General features: G+C 62.1%; 17 protein-coding genes. 11 read left to right on the top strand and 6 right to left on the bottom strand.

The features are described from left to right. The first annotated feature begins 22 nt into the window (after positions 1-22). The gene (locus AC0V6X_RS02835) at positions 23-1,246 is read left to right on the top strand and encodes an FAD-dependent monooxygenase (protein WP_486183082.1); all 1,224 of its coding nucleotides are present in this window, start codon (positions 23-25) and stop codon (positions 1,244-1,246) included. A 5-nt stretch (positions 1,247-1,251) separates the two neighbouring features. Here the strand turns inward: AC0V6X_RS02835 and AC0V6X_RS02830 are convergent, their stop codons facing one another. The 3 genes from AC0V6X_RS02830 to hemC all read right to left on the bottom strand — a co-directional run bounded on the left by AC0V6X_RS02830 (position 1,252) and on the right by hemC (position 3,924). Then, complete coding sequence (locus AC0V6X_RS02830; RefSeq protein ID WP_486183081.1) at positions 1,252-2,220, bottom strand: hypothetical protein; 969 nt, start codon at positions 2,218-2,220, stop codon at positions 1,252-1,254. Positions 2,221-2,283: 63 nt separating this feature from the next. Then, a complete protein-coding gene (locus tag AC0V6X_RS02825) occupies positions 2,284-2,961 on the bottom strand; it encodes a uroporphyrinogen-III synthase (RefSeq protein ID WP_486183080.1) in 678 nt (225 codons plus the stop codon). Between the two features lie 9 nt (positions 2,962-2,970). Continuing rightward, positions 2,971-3,924: a hydroxymethylbilane synthase gene (hemC, locus tag AC0V6X_RS02820; protein ID WP_486183079.1), complete on the bottom strand. Its 954-nt coding sequence runs from the start codon at positions 3,922-3,924 to the stop codon at positions 2,971-2,973. Positions 3,925-4,250: 326 nt separating this feature from the next. Between hemC and tsaD the strand changes: the two genes are divergently transcribed. The 10 genes from tsaD to AC0V6X_RS02770 all read left to right on the top strand — a co-directional run bounded on the left by tsaD (position 4,251) and on the right by AC0V6X_RS02770 (position 14,557). Then, complete coding sequence (tsaD, locus tag AC0V6X_RS02815) at positions 4,251-5,306, top strand: tRNA (adenosine(37)-N6)-threonylcarbamoyltransferase complex transferase subunit TsaD (RefSeq protein ID WP_486183078.1); 1,056 nt, start codon at positions 4,251-4,253, stop codon at positions 5,304-5,306. Further along, positions 5,303-6,328, top strand: a complete 1,026-nt coding sequence (locus tag AC0V6X_RS02810; RefSeq protein WP_486183077.1) for an NAD(P)H-dependent glycerol-3-phosphate dehydrogenase — start codon at positions 5,303-5,305, stop codon at positions 6,326-6,328. Before tsaD ends, AC0V6X_RS02810 begins: the two co-directional genes overlap by 4 nt. Then, complete coding sequence (locus AC0V6X_RS02805) at positions 6,325-7,911, top strand: lipopolysaccharide biosynthesis protein (protein WP_486183076.1); 1,587 nt, start codon at positions 6,325-6,327, stop codon at positions 7,909-7,911. The genes AC0V6X_RS02810 and AC0V6X_RS02805 overlap by 4 nt, the downstream gene beginning before the upstream one ends. Positions 7,912-7,968: 57 nt before the next feature. After that, positions 7,969-8,631 (top strand): hypothetical protein, encoded by a 663-nt coding sequence (locus AC0V6X_RS02800; RefSeq protein ID WP_486183075.1) that lies wholly within the window; start codon positions 7,969-7,971, stop codon positions 8,629-8,631. Between the two features lie 113 nt (positions 8,632-8,744). Beyond that, on the top strand, positions 8,745-10,445 hold the full coding sequence (locus AC0V6X_RS02795; RefSeq protein WP_486183074.1) for a vWA domain-containing protein: 1,701 nt from the start codon (positions 8,745-8,747) through the stop codon (positions 10,443-10,445). Positions 10,446-10,562: 117 nt separating this feature from the next. After that, positions 10,563-11,117: a hypothetical protein gene (locus AC0V6X_RS02790; RefSeq protein WP_486183073.1), complete on the top strand. Its 555-nt coding sequence runs from the start codon at positions 10,563-10,565 to the stop codon at positions 11,115-11,117. Positions 11,118-11,229: 112 nt separating this feature from the next. Next, on the top strand, positions 11,230-11,586 hold the full coding sequence (locus AC0V6X_RS02785; RefSeq protein ID WP_486183072.1) for a response regulator: 357 nt from the start codon (positions 11,230-11,232) through the stop codon (positions 11,584-11,586). Between the two features lie 137 nt (positions 11,587-11,723). Continuing rightward, the gene (locus tag AC0V6X_RS02780; protein ID WP_486185500.1) at positions 11,724-12,899 is read left to right on the top strand and encodes an acyl-CoA dehydrogenase; all 1,176 of its coding nucleotides are present in this window, start codon (positions 11,724-11,726) and stop codon (positions 12,897-12,899) included. Further along, positions 12,899-13,540 carry a maleylacetoacetate isomerase gene (gene maiA, locus AC0V6X_RS02775; RefSeq protein WP_486183071.1) on the top strand — a complete coding sequence of 214 codons (642 nt, stop codon included), beginning with the start codon at positions 12,899-12,901 and terminating at the stop codon, positions 13,538-13,540. Before AC0V6X_RS02780 ends, maiA begins: the two co-directional genes overlap by 1 nt. A gap of 6 nt (positions 13,541-13,546) precedes the next feature. Next, positions 13,547-14,557: a fumarylacetoacetate hydrolase family protein gene (locus AC0V6X_RS02770; protein ID WP_486183070.1), complete on the top strand. Its 1,011-nt coding sequence runs from the start codon at positions 13,547-13,549 to the stop codon at positions 14,555-14,557. Positions 14,558-14,567: 10 nt separating this feature from the next. On the opposite strand, the gene AC0V6X_RS02765 is transcribed toward AC0V6X_RS02770, so the two are convergent. From AC0V6X_RS02765 to ald, 3 genes are all read right to left on the bottom strand, one after another. Further along, positions 14,568-14,927: a cupin domain-containing protein gene (locus AC0V6X_RS02765; RefSeq protein WP_486183069.1), complete on the bottom strand. Its 360-nt coding sequence runs from the start codon at positions 14,925-14,927 to the stop codon at positions 14,568-14,570. A 57-nt stretch (positions 14,928-14,984) separates the two neighbouring features. Continuing rightward, the gene (locus AC0V6X_RS02760; protein WP_486183068.1) at positions 14,985-15,692 is read right to left on the bottom strand and encodes an alternative oxidase; all 708 of its coding nucleotides are present in this window, start codon (positions 15,690-15,692) and stop codon (positions 14,985-14,987) included. Positions 15,693-15,824: 132 nt separating this feature from the next. Then, positions 15,825-16,910, bottom strand: a complete 1,086-nt coding sequence (ald, locus tag AC0V6X_RS02755; protein WP_486185499.1) for an alanine dehydrogenase — start codon at positions 16,908-16,910, stop codon at positions 15,825-15,827. Between the last annotated feature and the right edge of the window lie 64 nt (positions 16,911-16,974).

Here is a 16,974-nt window from a genome sequence, read left to right as displayed (position 1 = left end):
TTGAAGGGTTACAGAAATCCACATGAGCGCAGATACGGAAACTCGCGATCTATTGATCCTTGGTGGAGGGCTCGTTGGCATGGCGCTGGCGCTGTCGGCTGCCAAGCAAGGGCTGACCAGCCACGTCATCGATCGCGCTGATCCGGCCGAGCTGACGGCGGAAGGTTTCGACGACCGCGCCACCGCGATCTCGACCGCCAGCTGGCATCTGTTCCGCAATATCGGCATTGCAGGCGGCCTAGAAGATTTCGCCTGCGACATCGCGAGCATTGCCGTCACCGATCAGAACAAGCCGGGGCGCCTCGACTTCACGCCAGAGCCTCACGAAGGCACTCTCGGGCGCATGTTTCCCAATCGCCGCCTGCGCCTCGCCATGTTTGAAGCCGCCGATGCAGAGCCACTGATCAATTGGGTCTCCAAGGCTGAAATTACCGAGCGGCAGCGCAGCGAGTTCGGCGTTGCTGCCGTGCTTGCCGATGGACGCAAGCTAAAAGGCCGCCTGATGGTCGCAGCGGAAGGGCGCGGGTCGCCGACGCGCGAGGAAGTGGGCTTTGCGCTTGCCCATTGGGATTACAAGCACCGCGCGGTGATCGCTGGCCTCACCCACTCCAAACCGCATGACAATGTCGCGTGGGAGATTTTTTACCCCGCCGGGCCTTTTGCTCTGCTGCCCATGAAAACGCAGGTGGACGGCCTCTACCGCTCATCCCTCGTTTGGACGGTGTCAGAGGAAGATGGCCGCGCAGTCACCAAATTGGGCGACCGCGCCTTTACCGCCGAAATCCAGAAACGCATGGGCGATATTCTTGGCGAGATCACCAGTGTCGGTGCGCGTTCAAGCTGGCCGCTTGGCTTCCACCACACCGCCAAGATCACCGATGAGCGGCTGGCGCTGGTCGGAGACGCGGCGCATGGCATTCACCCGATTGCGGGACAGGGGCTAAACCTTGGCCTGCGCGATGTCGGTGCTTTGGTCGAAGTGCTGACCGACGGCGCGCGTATCGGGCTGGATCCGGGCGATCCACAATTGCTCAAGCGCTATGAGAATTGGCGCGGGCTCGACAGTTTCATGGTTGCGCTTGCCACCGATGGCCTCACCCGGCTTTTCGGCGTGCCCGGCAAGACGGCAAGCGCGGTGCGCAGGCTTGGAATGTCAGCGGTGCAGCGCACTCCGATGCTCAAGACCTTCTTCATGGATGAAGCGCGCGGTGTCTCGGGCGATTTGCCGGAGCTGCTCAAGGCTTAAGAGCCCTATTGGCCTTCAGGCTCGTCCAATGATCCTGGCTGGCTCACCAGATTTCCTGCGCCATCGCGCAGACCGCTTTGGTTGAGCACCGCAGCGGTCTCGATCACTTCCAATGCCTGCATCGCGTCGCGATAGCGTTCTGCATCGGCGATCCAAGCCTCCGCCTGTTCCGCACCCGGCAATCCGCGCACTTCGGCGATCGCATTGTCATAGCGGCCCTGCTCCAGCGCAATCCGCGCCCGCTCGAGCCGCCTTTCCGGCTGCGACGATGGAGTGCTTTCGCGGCGGATGACAAAGAGCTGCGAGAGCTCCTCAGTGAACCGACCCCAGCTCAACCCCTCATTGCGCTCGACCAGCTGCGGCCCAAGTCCCTCAAGCCGCGCGCTGAGATTGTCATAGCGGATAGGATCGCGCGAAAAATTGATGATCGTACTGACCGCACGGGGCCATTGGTCAGAGAAGCGCAAACGCAGTTGATCGGCAAGAATGCCAAGCTCCGCCCCGCGTTCGACCGCACGCCGCGTCGCAAAGGCAATCAGCAAGCCTTCCGCGCGCGCCGCATTGCCCGCCGCTGCCTGCGCTTGCAGGTCCAGCCGGGCGAGCCGCTGCTCTGCTGCTGCCAGACGCTGGTCAATGCCGCCCTGCTGCTCAGCCACACGCGTCACAGCCTCAGCGGCGCCTTGCGTATCGCCCTCTTCCAGGGCGGCGACAGCTTCGGCCAATGGGCTGGGCGCGTCGGAAACGTCGCTTGCATCGGCGCCATTCGCATCGCCGGGCACTTGCTTTTCGACCGGCTGCGCATCAGGCAAAGCAGGAGGCGCGTCGGCAGCGGCCACTACCGGTTCTTCGGGCTGGAGATTGTACCACACCACATATCCCACCAGCGCACCGCCAGCGGCAAAGGATGCCAGGGCAGCAAGCATGTAGCGCCTCATCGAGGTCGGCTTTTTGCGGCTGCCATATTTCGATTCCATCGAGTATCCGTATCTTGCGACCCAGTGGCGGGTTCTTGCCCAGTTTGGACTAGTTATGTCGCTCTATATGCACATTGCGTGCGCCAATTCCAACAATGCGGCATCGCTTGGCTCTTGCGAGACGTGGATAGAATGCCATCCCGTGCCCGCCGCCTGTTCAACGCGGGGACCAATAACCGCAAGCCGAATGCGGCTGCGGTCGAGCTTGAGGCGCTCGGCTTCCAAGTCGAACTGACGCGCCGCGGCGGCTGAGTGGAGGAGGACGATCAAATCGCGATCCTCAGGCAATTTCAGTGGGTTGGGGAGCGAGTTTGCGTCGCTTTCATAAGCAATGACTGTCGCCATGGTAACACCCGTCGGAGGGCTAAGCTCGACATGCTCTGCCCCAGCAATTCGCAGCAGGCGAGTGGGCGCAGGGATAGTATCGAGCACGTTCTGCAAGCCGCCTGAGCCAATGCTTGCAATGTCGAAGCCAGTCTCTCGCGCGAGGTCGGCAGTGATTTTGCCGACCGCGTGAACGGGCTTGTCCTTGAGAGTTTCAAGCATCGGTCCGCCATGCCGGATCGCATTGGCACTGCCGATCAGAAGCGCGTCGATCTCGGCCGGATCGGGGCACTCCCATGGGAGGGCTCGCACTTCGAACAACGGATGGCCAATCATCCGCAGGCCCAGCGCCTCTCCGGCCCGCATCGTCGCGGTCAGACCCGGCTCAGGACGCACGGTGAGGACAGTGCCGGGCATAGGCGGGCCTCAGCCTGCTCCGCCAAAATGCCGTGCGATACCGGGCGTCGCGCGGGCGAGCAGGTCGCTGGCGAGCGCTTTGACAGGGCCATGGTCTCCCACGGCGAAGCTCGCCTCACCCTCGATCCGTTCGCTGCCGTCGGAGCTGAACAGTGCGGCTCGCATGGAGAGCGCGTCTCCGCTTCCCTCGCAAAGGACCGCGACCGGTGAGTGGCACGTGCCGCCCAGCTCAGCCAGAAGAGCGCGTTCTGCCTCCAATTCAGCGCGGGTCGGTGCATCGTCGATGGCCGCGATGAGAGCCGTCGTTTCGGCATCGTCCGCGCGGCATTCGAGCGCGATCACACCTTGTGCTGCTGCAGGTATCCAGTCCGTTGTGCCGAGAGGCGCGCCTACATCGCTCTGCCCCAACCGCTCAAGGCCAGCAGCAGCGAGGAAAGTCACATCCGCCTCACCCGCTTCCAGCTTGCCGAGCCGTGTTGCGACATTGCCTCTGAAGGTCACGACCTTGCAGTCGGGCCGCAGGTTGAGGAGCTGCGAGGCGCGGCGCGGGGCGCTCGTCCCGACAACAGCGCCTTGCGGAATAGCGGCAATGCTGTCCGCTCCGACCAGCGCATCGCGGCGGTCTGCGCGAGGCAGAAACCCTGCAAAATGGAACGCATCCGGGCGGATCGTCTCGACATCCTTGGCAGAGTGGACCGCAACATCAATCGCCCCCTCGCCCAACCATGCGTCCAATTCCTTGGTCCAGAGCGCCTTGCCGCCGATCTCTGCCAGCGGACGGTCGAGCACCTTGTCCCCGCTTGCAACCACCGGCACCAGCTCCACCGCATCCTCGTCCCAGCCATGCGCCGCACAAAGCCGTGCCCGCGTCTCAACCGCCTGCGCCATGGCAAGCGGCGAATTGCGCGTGCCCAGCCGAATTCGTGCCGGATTTCCCCCAGAGTAATCTGGTGTCTCAGTCATGCATTTCCCTTCCGTCACGCTTGCTCTAGCCGGGACAAAGACAAGGGTCCAGATGCAGGGGCTGCAATGATCGGGACGGAGCGAAATTTGCTTCGTGGGGAGGAACGAGGAGTGAGCGATGCCAAAGCATCGTGATCGAAGAGGGGCGCTGCCACGAGGCAAATTTCGCCCGCCGCCACAGGCGGTCGCTCTATCTGGCCCGCCGAACAGCGTCGCTTGCTTGCGCTTAGCACCACTAGGCGGCTGCGCTGCACTCCTTGTCAGCGGGCCAGATAGAGCGATCACGACCGTTGCAGCCCCTGCATCTGGACCCTAATGGAAGCGCCATGGGATCCGATCCGCACATTGTTTTAGGGATAGAGTCGAGCTGCGATGAGACCGCTGTAGCGCTTGTCAGCAGCGACCGTCGCATTCTGGCCGAGCGGATTGCCAGCCAAGAGGCTGAGCACGCGCCCTATGGTGGCGTTGTCCCCGAAATCGCCGCGCGCGCCCATGCAGAGCGGCTTGCTCCCATGATTGAGGCGGTGCTGGCTGACGCTGACATGGCTCTGGAGGATGTGGACGCGATTGCGGCGACTGCTGGCCCCGGCCTGATTGGCGGCGTCATGGTCGGGCTCATCAGCGGCAAGGCGCTGGCGATGGCGGCGGACAAGCCTCTGATCGCGGTCAACCATCTGGAGGGCCATGCGCTCTCGCCCCGGCTTGCGGATGCGGAATTGGGCTTCCCCTATTTGCTGCTTCTCGTGTCCGGCGGGCATTGCCAGATCCTCGCTGTGGAGGGGGTCGGAAAATATCGCCGCCTCGCGACCACAATCGATGATGCGCTGGGAGAGGCCTACGACAAGACCGCCAAGATATTGGGCCGTGGCTATCCCGGCGGGCCTGCGGTGGAGCGATTGGCGTTGGAGGGCGATCCCAAAGCCGTCCCGCTCCCGCGCCCGCTCAAAGGGTCCAAAGAACCGCATTTCTCTTTCGCTGGCCTGAAGAGCGCGGTCCTGAGAGCGCATGAGAAAGGCGAACACAAACCCGCTGATATTGCAGCCAGTTTTCAGGCGGCGGCGGTAGACTGCCTGATCGACCGGTTGGAGATGGCGCTCGCGCAAGCTGGCCCCTTCCCCGCACTCGTGGTCGCTGGAGGGGTGGCTGCAAACCAGACCGTGCGCGGCGCTTTGGAGGGTTTAGCGGCGGCGCACGACATGCGCTTCACCGCACCGCCGATGAAGCTGTGCACTGACAATGCGGCGATGATCGCGTGGGCGGGAGCTGAGCGCCTGGCGCTCGATCCGACATTTGCTGGGGACCCGTTGGACTTGAAAGCGCGGCCACGCTGGCCACTTGACGCAGACGCAGACACAGTGCGCGGCGCCGGAGTGAAAGCATGAGTGAAAAGCAAACCATCGGCGTGATTGGCGCAGGCGCTTGGGGTACGGCTCTGGCGCAGATGTTGGCGAGCGATGGGCGCGATGTGGTCCTGTGGGCCTATGAGACCGAGGTGGTCGAATCCATCAACACGACCCGGCGCAACCCGACTTATCTGCCGAGTGCCGAGCTCTCCGAGACCATTCGAGCGACCAGTGACATAGGGGATCTAGCAGCGCTCGACACGGTTCTGGTGGTCACGCCTGCACAGGTGCTGGGCCGCGTTCTGGAAGGGCTTCCCAAAGCGCCGCGCGATCTGGTGCTGTGCTCCAAGGGGATCGAAGCGGGCACCGATGGAAAGGGGGGCCGTCTGATGAACGATGTCGCGCGCGCCGCCTCTCCGGGAAGTGCAATTGCCGTCCTCTCCGGCCCGACCTTCGCCCACGAAGTCGCGGCAGGCCTGCCCACCGCTGTTACCCTCGCCTGCGAAGGGGGACGCGAGCAGTGGGAGCGGCTCTCCGCGTCAATCGCCCGGCCCACTTTCCGCCCGTACTATTCCGACGACGTGACCGGCGCAGAGATCGGCGGGTCGATCAAGAACGTCCTCGCCATTGCTTGCGGCGTCGTGGATGGCCTTGCGCTTGGCCAGAACGCTCGTTCCGCCCTGATCGCGCGCGGCTTTAACGAGATGCTGCGGTTCGGTGCGGCGCTGGGTGCTGAGGCGGAGACGCTGTCGGGCCTCTGCGGCCTCGGAGACCTTGTGCTGACCTGCTCCTCCACCTCCAGCCGCAATTTCTCGCTCGGGAAAGCGCTGGGAGAGGGGCAATCTGCGCGGGAACTGATGGCCGACCGCACCACGGTCGCAGAAGGCGCGCACACCGCGCCGGTTTTGGCTGAGCTGGCTGAGAAGCGCGGCATCGCCATGCCGATCGTCACAGCGGTCAACGCCATCCTAGAGGGCGCATCCCCGCGAGGTGTTGTCGCGGACTTGCTCGCCCGTCCCCTCACTGCCGAAGCCGACAGCGATCAGAGCGATCTTGCGTGAGCGATAAGACCGCAACTCCCACTGACGCCCCCGACGAGGGGCCGCCGCCTGACAAGGGTGGAGACGATATGGCGACGCTCGCCAAAGGGGGCCGAACCAATGCGCTGGGCTTCCTGATCCGCGCGCTTGGCGGCATCCCGTTCCTGTTCATCGGCTTCCGGCTTTATGGCGTGGACGAAATGGGTCGCTTTGCCGCCGCCTATGTCGTCATCGAAATCCTCGCGCTCATCTGCGCTCTGGGAGAGAAACGCGGCCTTGCCCAGCGCTTGACCGAGGGCGCGGACGAAACCGGAGAACCACTCTCCAATCTGATCTTCGATGGCATTCTGGCGAGCCTGATCTTCTCTGGCATCGCGTGCCTCATCCTGCTGACATTCCCGTCATTGGCCTTTCCCACCGGCACGAATTCTGAGCTGGACGTGTGGATGATCGCGGCCATCCCGGCGATTGCTTTGACGGAGATCCTGCTCGCCGCCCAAGCTTACAAATACGACATCGCCACCACCGTGCGCGCGCGCGCGGTGGTGGAACCATGGCTCAAATCCATTGGCGTGGGCGTTTTTGCCTTCATCCCTGCGGTCGCTGCTGGCGGGATTGCTCTGGCCTTTGTCGTGGCGGTCTATGGCGCGCTGCTGACCGCGCTTTATTCCTTCCTCAAGACCTATGGTCTGCCAAAAGGCTGGTATCCCCGCCCCGCCTATCTGATGCAGATGACACGGCGCGCCTTCCCGCTGGTTGGAGCAGACGTGATCGAGCGCGGAACGCGGCTGCTCGATGTCTTCCTGCTAGGCCAATTCGCAAGCGCGGGTGCGGTTGGCATCTACTTCTTCGCCAAGGAAGTGGTCAGCATCCCGCAAAAGCTCAAAACCAGTTTTGAGCCCATTCTGGCCCCCGTCATCACCAAGAACCTGAAGATTGGCAATATGGCCGCCATCGCTTCTCAGGTGCGGCAAGTCGGCTTTTGGATCATCGCTTTGCAGGCGGGCATCGCACTGATGCTAGCGATCCCGGGAGAGGCTGTGATGGGCCTTGGCGGGCCGGACGTGGTTGGCGGCACGGGCGCGCTGGCGATCCTGCTGGCGGCCGAAGTTATCGGGTCCATGGCGGTCGTTTCCGAAGGCGTGCTGGTTTACATCGCGCGCAAGCGGAACCTCGCAATCTCCATCGGGGTTATCACTCTGCAAGGCTTGGGGACGGTGGGTCTCATCATGCTGGCTGAGCATTGGGAACTCGACGAAGGGTTCAAGGCAGCGGGCGCCGCGCTGGCCCTGTTCATCGCGCTGGGCGCATCAAGCCTGATCAAGGCGCTGGTCCTCAAAAAGCTGCTCAAAGCGCCGGTTTCCAACTGGCGCTGGGCGCTGGTCTATGCAGCGGCTCCAGCGGTGGTGGTGGGCTTCCTCTTCACCGAATTCACGCCTGAATGGATGGAGATCATCATCGGCGGCCCGGCGATCCTGGCGGTCTATATGTGGATCATCTGGAAGCGCGGCTTTAGGGAGGAAGACAAGGTCCTGTTCCGCAAGAATGCGACGCTGCCGCAAGAGATCCTCGATGCCGCCGAAAGCACTGGCAAGCTGGATTGACCCGAAAACCCGCTGTGCGTAGCCTTGCGGCTCGCAGCTTAGGATAGGTCGCCCCCAATGAAACGTCTCGCAATTGCATTGACCATCGTCACATTGGCCGCAGGCCCTGCCCTTGCCGAACTGCCTCCGGTCAGCGACTATAACGACCCTGCCTTCCAAGCGCGCAGCGATGCGGAGCTGATTGCGGGATGCGACCAGTTTGCTGCCCATCCGCTCGACCCGATGAAGCCTGCGAGCGTCGAAGGCGTGCGCAATGACGGCGATATGGATGCTCTGAGCGCCTATCTCTATTGCAGCCGCGCCTTTCAGGTCGACCCGGAAAACCCGCGGCTGATGTTCCAATGGGGCCGCGCCAGCCAGGTCTTCAACTCGCGCAGCACCGCCCATCCGATCTCGATGTACAAGATGGCCTATCGCGAGGGATCGGAGATTGCGGGCATTTATCTCGCCAAGACCCCGCCTGACCGGCAGATGAGCCTCGACGAGATGATCGCGCTGATGGATTCGATGCGTGGGCCGCAAGGGGCCCCTCGCCCTATGACGACTCAAGAGCGCGATGAGCTGCTGATCAACAGCATTATCGTCATCGGATCGGTCGCCATGTTGCGCATCTTGAGCGGAGAGGCCGAGTGGCCATCGGGTGAGTGCTCAGGCGACTATGCGATCAACCCTGCCACCCACGAAGTGGTCTGCAACGGGCTGGTCGTCGGCACATATTGAGGCCGAAGCAGAGCTTCCAAGCCCGATCATTTCATCTCTGAAACAGAGCGTTCAGTCGCTATTCACTCCCCGGACCTGATTTTTTGGATTGGGTTATTTGTGGGGACTGAGAAATGCGAATTCCTAGCAGCACTGCCTTCAAATTCGGCGGCGTGGCGGTCTTAAGTCTTGCTCTGGCAGCTTGCGCTCAGACGGCCGGCGATTTGGCGAGCACCGAGAGTTCCGGCGAAGGTGAAGTGGCTGTCGCGCCGCCACCGCCACCCCCTCCCGTCCAAACGCAGGCTGATCTGGCGAGCGCGCCGGTTGTGGTCACTGGATCGCGACTGAATCGCGCTGGAGCCGTCCGCTCTGAGGCACCACCCTCCATCCGCATCGCTCCTGTCGTCGTGCCGGTCGATCCGGGCCGCGAACAATATGACGGGGAGGAAGTCTCTCCGGTCAAATTTACCAGCGGCGAACCGGTCAGCACTTTCAGCGTCGATGTCGACACCGGCGCCTATGCCAACACGCGCCGTTTCCTGCGGCAAGGGATCACTCCGCCGCGCGATGCGGTGCGGACCGAGGAGATGATCAACTATTTCCGCTATGATTACGACCGACCCCAAGGCCGCGACATTCCCTTCAGCGTCACCACAGACGTCGCGCGCACGCCGTGGAACGAAAACACCTATCTGATGCGCATCGGCCTTCGCGGTTATGACATTGCCCGTGATGAACGTCCGCCTGCGAACCTTGTGTTCCTGATGGATGTGTCCGGCTCTATGGGCCGTCCGGAGAAGCTTCCGCTGGTGAAGACTGCGCTGTCGCAACTCGCCGGAGAGCTGCAGGAGCAGGATCGCGTCTCAATCGTCGTCTATGCCGGGGCCGCTGGCGTCGTTCTGGAGCCGACCAATGATACGCGCGCCATTCGCAATGCGCTCAACCAGCTTAATGCAGGCGGATCAACCGCTGGCGGAGCAGGCATCCAACTCGCCTACAACATTGCCGAGGACAACTTCATCGAAGGCGGTGTGAACCGCGTGATCCTCGCGACAGACGGCGACTTCAACGTCGGTGTTTCTGACCGCGATGCGTTGGTCGAAATGGTTGAGAAGAACCGCGACCGAGGCATCACGCTCACAACGCTCGGCTTTGGGGTGGGCAACTACAACGAAGCGCTGATGGAGCAGATCGCCGATCACGGTAACGGCAATTACGCCTATATCGACAGCGCGCTGGAAGCGAAGAAGGTGCTGGGCGATGAGATGAGCTCAACCCTCTTCACCATCGCCAAGGACGTAAAGATCCAGGTCGAGTTCAACCCGGCCGTCATCAGCCAGTACCGCTTGGTCGGCTATGAAAACCGCATTTTGCGCGAAGAGGACTTCGACAATGATCAGGTTGATGCGGGCGACATCGGAGCCGGTCACCAGGTCACGGCAATCTACGAAGTGGTGCCGACCGGAACGCAAGGCTGGGTCGCCCCGCGCCGTTACGAAGACGCGCCAGCTACCGCCGCGACTGACCGCATTGCAGAGGCGGCGCATGTCAAACTGCGCTTCAAGCTTCCGACAAGCGACACGTCACGCCTGATTGACACAGTCGTCTCGAGCGATGCAATCACCAGCGCTGGCGCTCCGCGTGGGGACTTCGCCTTTGCTGCCGCGGTGGCTGCCTATGGCCAGATCCTGCGCGGGGACGAGCTGATGATGGGCTTCACTCACGAAGATGTTGGAGAGCTCGCCGGGCGCCAGACCAATTTCTGGCGGCAGGAATTCCTTGAGCTGAACGCGATTGCTGGTGCCAATTCGCCCCAGGGGCGCGGCGGCGGCTAAGCTCACCAAGCCAAACGTAAATCTTAGTTGACAGCATGGGCGCGGGGTCTTTTTCGAAAGGCCCCGCGCTGCTAATGGCTTTGGTGAAACTCAACATAAAGCGAAGGGGCGCTTGCCATGCCAGCCAATGAATATCTGCCGTATATCCTGTTCGGGATCGTCATGTTGGTGGCGCTGTGGCTGATTTTTCGCGGGTTTACGACCAAGACGGTGGTCGTTGATCGGACCAGCGGCGATGTGCTGGATGAAGGCGCAGCACCCGCGGCTCGCAATCAGGCGCTGATTGATGCGCCCGCCGCGACTGCGCCGACTCCAAAACCGGCTCCCGCCCCCGCGCCAGTACCAGCGCCCGAACCGACACCTGCTCCAGCGCCCGCTCCGACGCCCACACCCGCTCCAGCTCCGGCCCCGGCCCCGGCAGCTTCCTCAGAAGCCGATGACCTGCGCAAGATCAAAGGCGTCGGTCCCAAGCTTGTCGCGCTGCTCAAAGACGAAGGCGTCACGACCTTTGCCCAGATCGCTGCGTGGAGCGACGCGGATGTCGCGCGCGTTGATGAAAAGCTGGGACGGTTCGCCGGTCGTATCGAACGTGACAAGTGGGTCGAACAGGCCAAATTGCTCGCCGCCGGAGAGGAAACAGCCTTCTCCGCCAAGTTCGGAAATGACGGCTAACGCTCCATACCGGACGCGAAATCTGTGGCTTATTAAAAAAACAGGCACTTAGGTGCCTAACCTGTGGTACAACCTTGGTTTGTGGGGTCTGATATCACGGGAGGGTGATTCGATGAGCCACACAATACTGGTCGCCGAAGATGAGATGATCGTCGCTTTCGACCTATGCGAAACTGTTGAAGAAGCCGGCTACAGCGTAGAGGGACCGCATCGCGGCATCTCTTCCGCAATGCTTGCTTTCCAGAAAGAGAAGCCGGATCTCGCGATCCTCGACATCGACTTGCATGACGGGGATGTGTTTGAGCTCGCCCGCACCTTCGCGAGCGAAGACGTGCCGATCATCTTCCACTCAGGCAGCTTTACCAAGCGCGAGATCGAAGACCGCTTTCCCGGCGCTGTGACGCTGATCAAACCGGTCCCTCCCTCCGCAATGATCGAAACCGTGACCAAGGTCCTCCAAGAGACCTAGCCTCACCTGCATCCTCTCCTGTAAAGTGCGCTTAGCCCTCTTGCAGAGCTCTCCGAGTCCTGCGAGTGAGGCCGCAAACAAGTTTCAGGAGTAACCAAGTGCACGCGCCCCCTTCACCCGAGCTCGCCAGCGCAGGCATTATCCCGTTCAACTGGGAAGACCCGTTCGACCTCGAAAGCCAGTTGACCGAAGACGAGCGGATGATCCGCGATGCCGCACACGGCTTTGCGCAGAGCGAGCTCCAGCCGCGCGTGATTGAGGCCTATCGCAACGAAACGGTTGCGCCTGAACTCTTCCCCCTGTTTGGCCAAGCAGGTCTGCTCGGCGCGACGATCCCGGAAGAATATGGCGGCGCGGGCGCATCCTATGTCTCCTACGGATTGATCGCGCGCGAGATTGAGCGGGTGGACAGCGGATACCGCTCCATGGCCAGCGTCCAGTCCTCCCTCGTGATGCACCCGATCTACGCTTATGGCTCGGAAGAGCAGCGCCAGAAATACCTCCCCGGCCTCGCCAGCGGAGAATTGATCGGATGCTTCGGCCTGACCGAACCGGATGCTGGCTCCGACCCGGCTGGCATGAAGACTTATGCCAAAATGGACGGCGACGGATTTGTCATCTCCGGTTCCAAGACCTGGATCTCCAACTCGCCCTTCGCCGATGTGTTTGTTGTCTGGGCAAAGTCGGAGGCACATGGTGGCGGCATTCGCGGCTTTATCCTCGAGAAAGGCATGGAGGGGCTTTCGGCTCCCAAGATTGAAGGCAAAATCAGCCTTCGTGCCTCGACCACCGGTATGATCGTGATGGACGATGTGAAGGTCGGCCCGGACGCTCTCTTACCCAATGTGCAGGGCCTGAAAGGTCCGTTTGGCTGCCTCAACCGCGCGCGTTACGGCATCAGCTGGGGCGCGATGGGTGCAGCGGAATTCTGCATGCACGCCGCGCGTCAATATGGCCTCGACCGCAAGCAGTTCGGGCGGCCTCTGGCGGGCACGCAGCTCTACCAGAAGAAACTCGCCGATATGCTCACCGACATTGCGCTGGGCCTTCAAGCCTCCTTGCGCGTCGGTCGCCTGATGGACGAAGGGCGCTTCGCCCCCGACATGATCTCGGTCGTCAAGCGCAACAATGTCGGCAAGGCGCTCGATATCGCGCGGGCCTCGCGCGACATGCATGGCGGCAACGGTATCTCCGAGGAATATCAAATCATGCGCCACGCGGTGAACCTGGAAACGGTCAACACCTACGAAGGGACGCACGATGTCCACGCGCTGATCCTTGGCCGCGGAATTACGGGGATCGCAGCGTTTTGATGCGCCTGCATGGCTATTACCGCAGCTCCACCTCCTACCGCCTGCGCATCGCGTTGGAGCTGAAGGGGCTGGCGTTCGAGAATGTGCCGGTCAACCTGCTCAAATCCGAGCAGAAGGACGAAACCTTCACCGCTCGCAACCCATTTGGCAGCGTGCCGATGCTGGAAGCCGATGGCCGCGACCGGGCGCAATCGATGGCGCTGCTGGAGTGGCTGGAGGAGGCCTATCCGACCCCTGCCCTGCTCCCGTCCGATATCGAAGACCGCTACACCGTGCGCGAATTGGTCAGCGCAATAGTGACCGAGCTGCATGCGCCGCTCAACCTGCCGGTGCTGAAGTTCCTCAGCCAAGAATACGGCAAGTCTCAGGACGAGATCGGCGAGTGGTATCGCCACTGGCTCGCGCGGACATTGGACCCGGTTGAGCAGCGCTTGGAGCAGCTTGGAACGGACGACTTCCTGATGGACGCCCCCGGCATGTTCGAGGTTGTCCTGATGCCGCAAGTCTACAATGCGCGGCGCTTTGAATACGATTTCAGCGCCAGCCCCCGTATCACTCAGATCGAAGCCGCCTGCCTTGCGCTCCCCGCCTTTCAACGCGCGCATCCCGACAATCAATCCGACAATCCAGAGAGAGCCTGAACCGATATGAAACTCGCAACCCTCAACGATGGCACGCGCGACGGCAAATTGGTCGTCGTCTCCAAAGACCTCACCCGCTGCTGCGCGGCCGGCTATATCGCGCCGACTTTGCAATATGCGCTGGACAATTGGGAGCGTGTTGCGCCGGAGCTGGAAGTCCTCGCCCGCGATGTCGATCACGAGGCTGTGCCGTGCGAACGGTTCCATGAGCGGCAAGCCCACTCGCCGCTCCCCCGCGCCTATCAATGGGCCGATGGCAGCGCCTACATCAACCACGTCGAACTGGTCCGAAAGGCGCGAGATGCTGAGGTGCCTGAGAGCTTTTACCACGACCCGCTGATGTATCAGGGCGGCTCGGACAGCTTCCTCCCCCCGCGCGCTGACATCCCGCTAGGCGACACCGCTTGGGGCTGTGACATGGAGGGCGAGGTTGCCGTCATCACCGACGATGTGCCGATGGGCGTGAGCGCGGAAGACGCCGCCTCTCACATCAAGCTCATCATGCTGGTGAACGACGTCTCGCTAAGGGGCCTGATCCCCGGAGAGCTGGCCAAAGGCTTCGGCTTCTTCCAGTCCAAGCCCGCCAGCGCCTTCTCCCCCGTCTGCGTGACGCCGGACGAGCTGGGCGATGCGTGGAAGGACAGCCTCATCCATCTGCCGCTGATGGTGGATTACAATGGAGAGCCCTTTGGCCGCGCCGAAGTGGGCGTGGACGCAACCTTCAACATGGCGCAGCTGGTCGCGCACGCTGCGAAGACACGTGAGCTGGGTGCGGGCACGATCATCGGCTCCGGCACAATCTCGAACAAGGGCGCAGATGGCGGTCCGGGCAAGCCGGTCGCTGACGGAGGCCTCGGCTATTCCTGCATCGCCGAAATCCGCATGATCGAGACGATCCGCGACGGCAAGCCCTCAACCCGCTTCATGGCTCCCGGAGACACGGTGAAGGTCGAGATGCGCGACGCGGAGAACCACTCGATATTCGGCAGCATCGAGCAGACGGTCGTGCAGGCTTAGAGGTGGAGGCCTAAACCTCGACCGGCGTGAACGCGGTGGCCTCATCGCCCGTATTGGCGGTGCCCTCTGCGTCCATGATGAGCAGCTGCGCCTCGCCATTGCGGGCACAGGGGCGATGCTCTTTCCCCTTGGGAACGACGATCATGTCGCCCTGCTCCAACCGCTGCGTGCCGTCGCGGAACTCCATGTCGAGCGTGCCTTGGACAACAAGGAACAGCTCATCTGTATCGGGGTGTGAGTGCCAGTGGAACTCGCCCTCGACCTTGGCGAGGCGCACTTCATTGCCGTTGTAGCGCGCAGCGAGGCGCGGCGCCCAATGGTCAGAGAAAGTCGCGAACTTTTCGGCCAGCGTGATCTTGGCAGGTAGCATATGGGGCGCTCCGATTGGGAGCTCCCACACTGGTCGGCCTAGCGCCACCCCGTCAAGTTATTCAGCTGGCTCTTCGCCCAGCTTGCGGCGGCGCTCCTCCGAGCCATCCCGGCGGTGGTCGATGTGGTCCACCATCGAGTGGTTCACATCGCGGTGCTCCGCCTCATCCGCGCGCACGGCGATGATGACATCGCGAAGGCGAGCGTTGGCGGGCAACTGCCAGTAGTCGATGGCGATCTTGGGCGCAGGCACGTTTTCGTGCGTACCAGCGTCCACTTCGGCGAGGTAGGCAGTGTAGCTGATCACGGCCTCTTCCTCGAAATAGCCGACCACGCGGTGGGCGGTGCGCGGCGCAAAGAGGTAGAGCCAGAAGTAGAAGTTGTAGAAGATCAGCTGCGTTGAAAGGATCAAGAAGCGCTCAAACGCATTGGGTTTGGCGATCTCGACAAAGGTCATCAGGTGCATCCGCTCATTCTCTGCCTCGTCCAGCAGAGTGCGGATCCAGCCCTCATCATCGCGCATCCGGCGCAGCGCGGTGAGGTGCTGCCACAGCCCGCCCACCATGCCGGGGACAGCCGCGACAGTCTCCAAAACAACCGCGCGGTGGCCGTATCTTTTGGCAAAGAAAGCGTCCGCGAAAAAGCGCAGCATCTTCACAAAGGTGAAGGCGATCTTGTCGCTGGTATTCTGCGGGGGGACATGGCTGGTCAAGTCAGCTTCGTAATTGACCTGGCGGACTAGCGGGGCGGGTTCAATATGCTTCATCGGGGCCTCTTTTGATGGCTCCGATATAAGGGATGAGCCATCTATTTACCCGCAAAACGCACACACCAAGTGTTCGGTTCCGTGCAACATGGGCAGCAGATGGCCTAGGCCGCAACCCCCGAGACCGCAGCCCTAAAAGCCGAGGCTCTCCGCCACCGCTTCGTTGACGATCTTGCCTTGATGCACGTTGAGACCGGGGCGCAGATGCGGGTCGTCTTCGCAAGCCGCAACCACGCCCTTATTCGCAAGCGCCAGTCCAAACGGTGCGGTCGCATTGTTGAGCGCGTAGCTCGATGTGTGCGGCACAGCGCCCGGCATGTTGGCAACGCAATAGTGGATGATGTCATCGACCAGATAAGTCGGCGCATCATGCGTCGTCGGCTTGGAGGTCTCGAAACACCCGCCTTGGTCAATCGCCACATCCACCAACACAGCCCGGTGCTTCATCAGGCCGAGCATGTCGCGGGTCACCAGACGCGGAGCGCTTGCTCCGGGGACCAAAACAGCGCCGATCACGACGTCGGCTTCGGTTATGGCATCCTCAATTGTACCAGCATTGGAGTAGCGCGTCGTCGCGCGGCCCTGGAACATTTCGTCAAGCTCACGGATGCGAGGAAGTGAGCGGTCGAGGATCTCGACATTTGCGCCCAGCCCCACCGCCATACGCGCCGCCTGGGTGCCAACGACACCGCCGCCGATGACGACGACCTTTGCTGGCAGCACGCCGGGCACGCCGCCCATCAGGATACCGCGGCCGCCATTGTTGGCGTGGCTGGAATGGGCGCTGGCTTCGATTGAGAGACGCCCGGCAACCTCGCTCATCGGAGCGAGCAGAGGGAGTGATCCATCGGGAGCCATCACCGTCTCATAGGCAACAGCCGAGACGCCGCTCTCCATCAATCCGCGCGCTTGATCGGGGTCGGGAGCGAGGTGGAGATACGTGAACAGGATCTGCCCTTCGCGCAGCTGTATCCACTCATTCGGCTGCGGTTCTTTGACCTTCACGACCATTTCGGCGGTGGCGAATATCTCTTCTGCCGTATCGACGATTTCAGCTCCGATGGCGCGATAGTCTTCGTCGGTCTTGCTGATGCCGATGCCAGCGCCGGTCTCTATCATCACACGGTGGCCCGCCGCGATATATTCGCGCGCCGCTTCGGGGGTGAGACCGACCCGGTATTCGTGGTTCTTGATTTCCTTGGGAACGCCGACGAGCATCGCTGTCTCCTGTTTCAACCGATGGCCTGAATCGACGCTGGGGTCGAATCGTCTGTCGGCGCTC

It is taken from the genome of Erythrobacter sp. S267 (assembly GCF_057365045.1).
The sequence above is the reverse complement of the archived record's forward strand: the minus strand, read 5'-3'. Positions and strand labels throughout refer to the sequence as shown.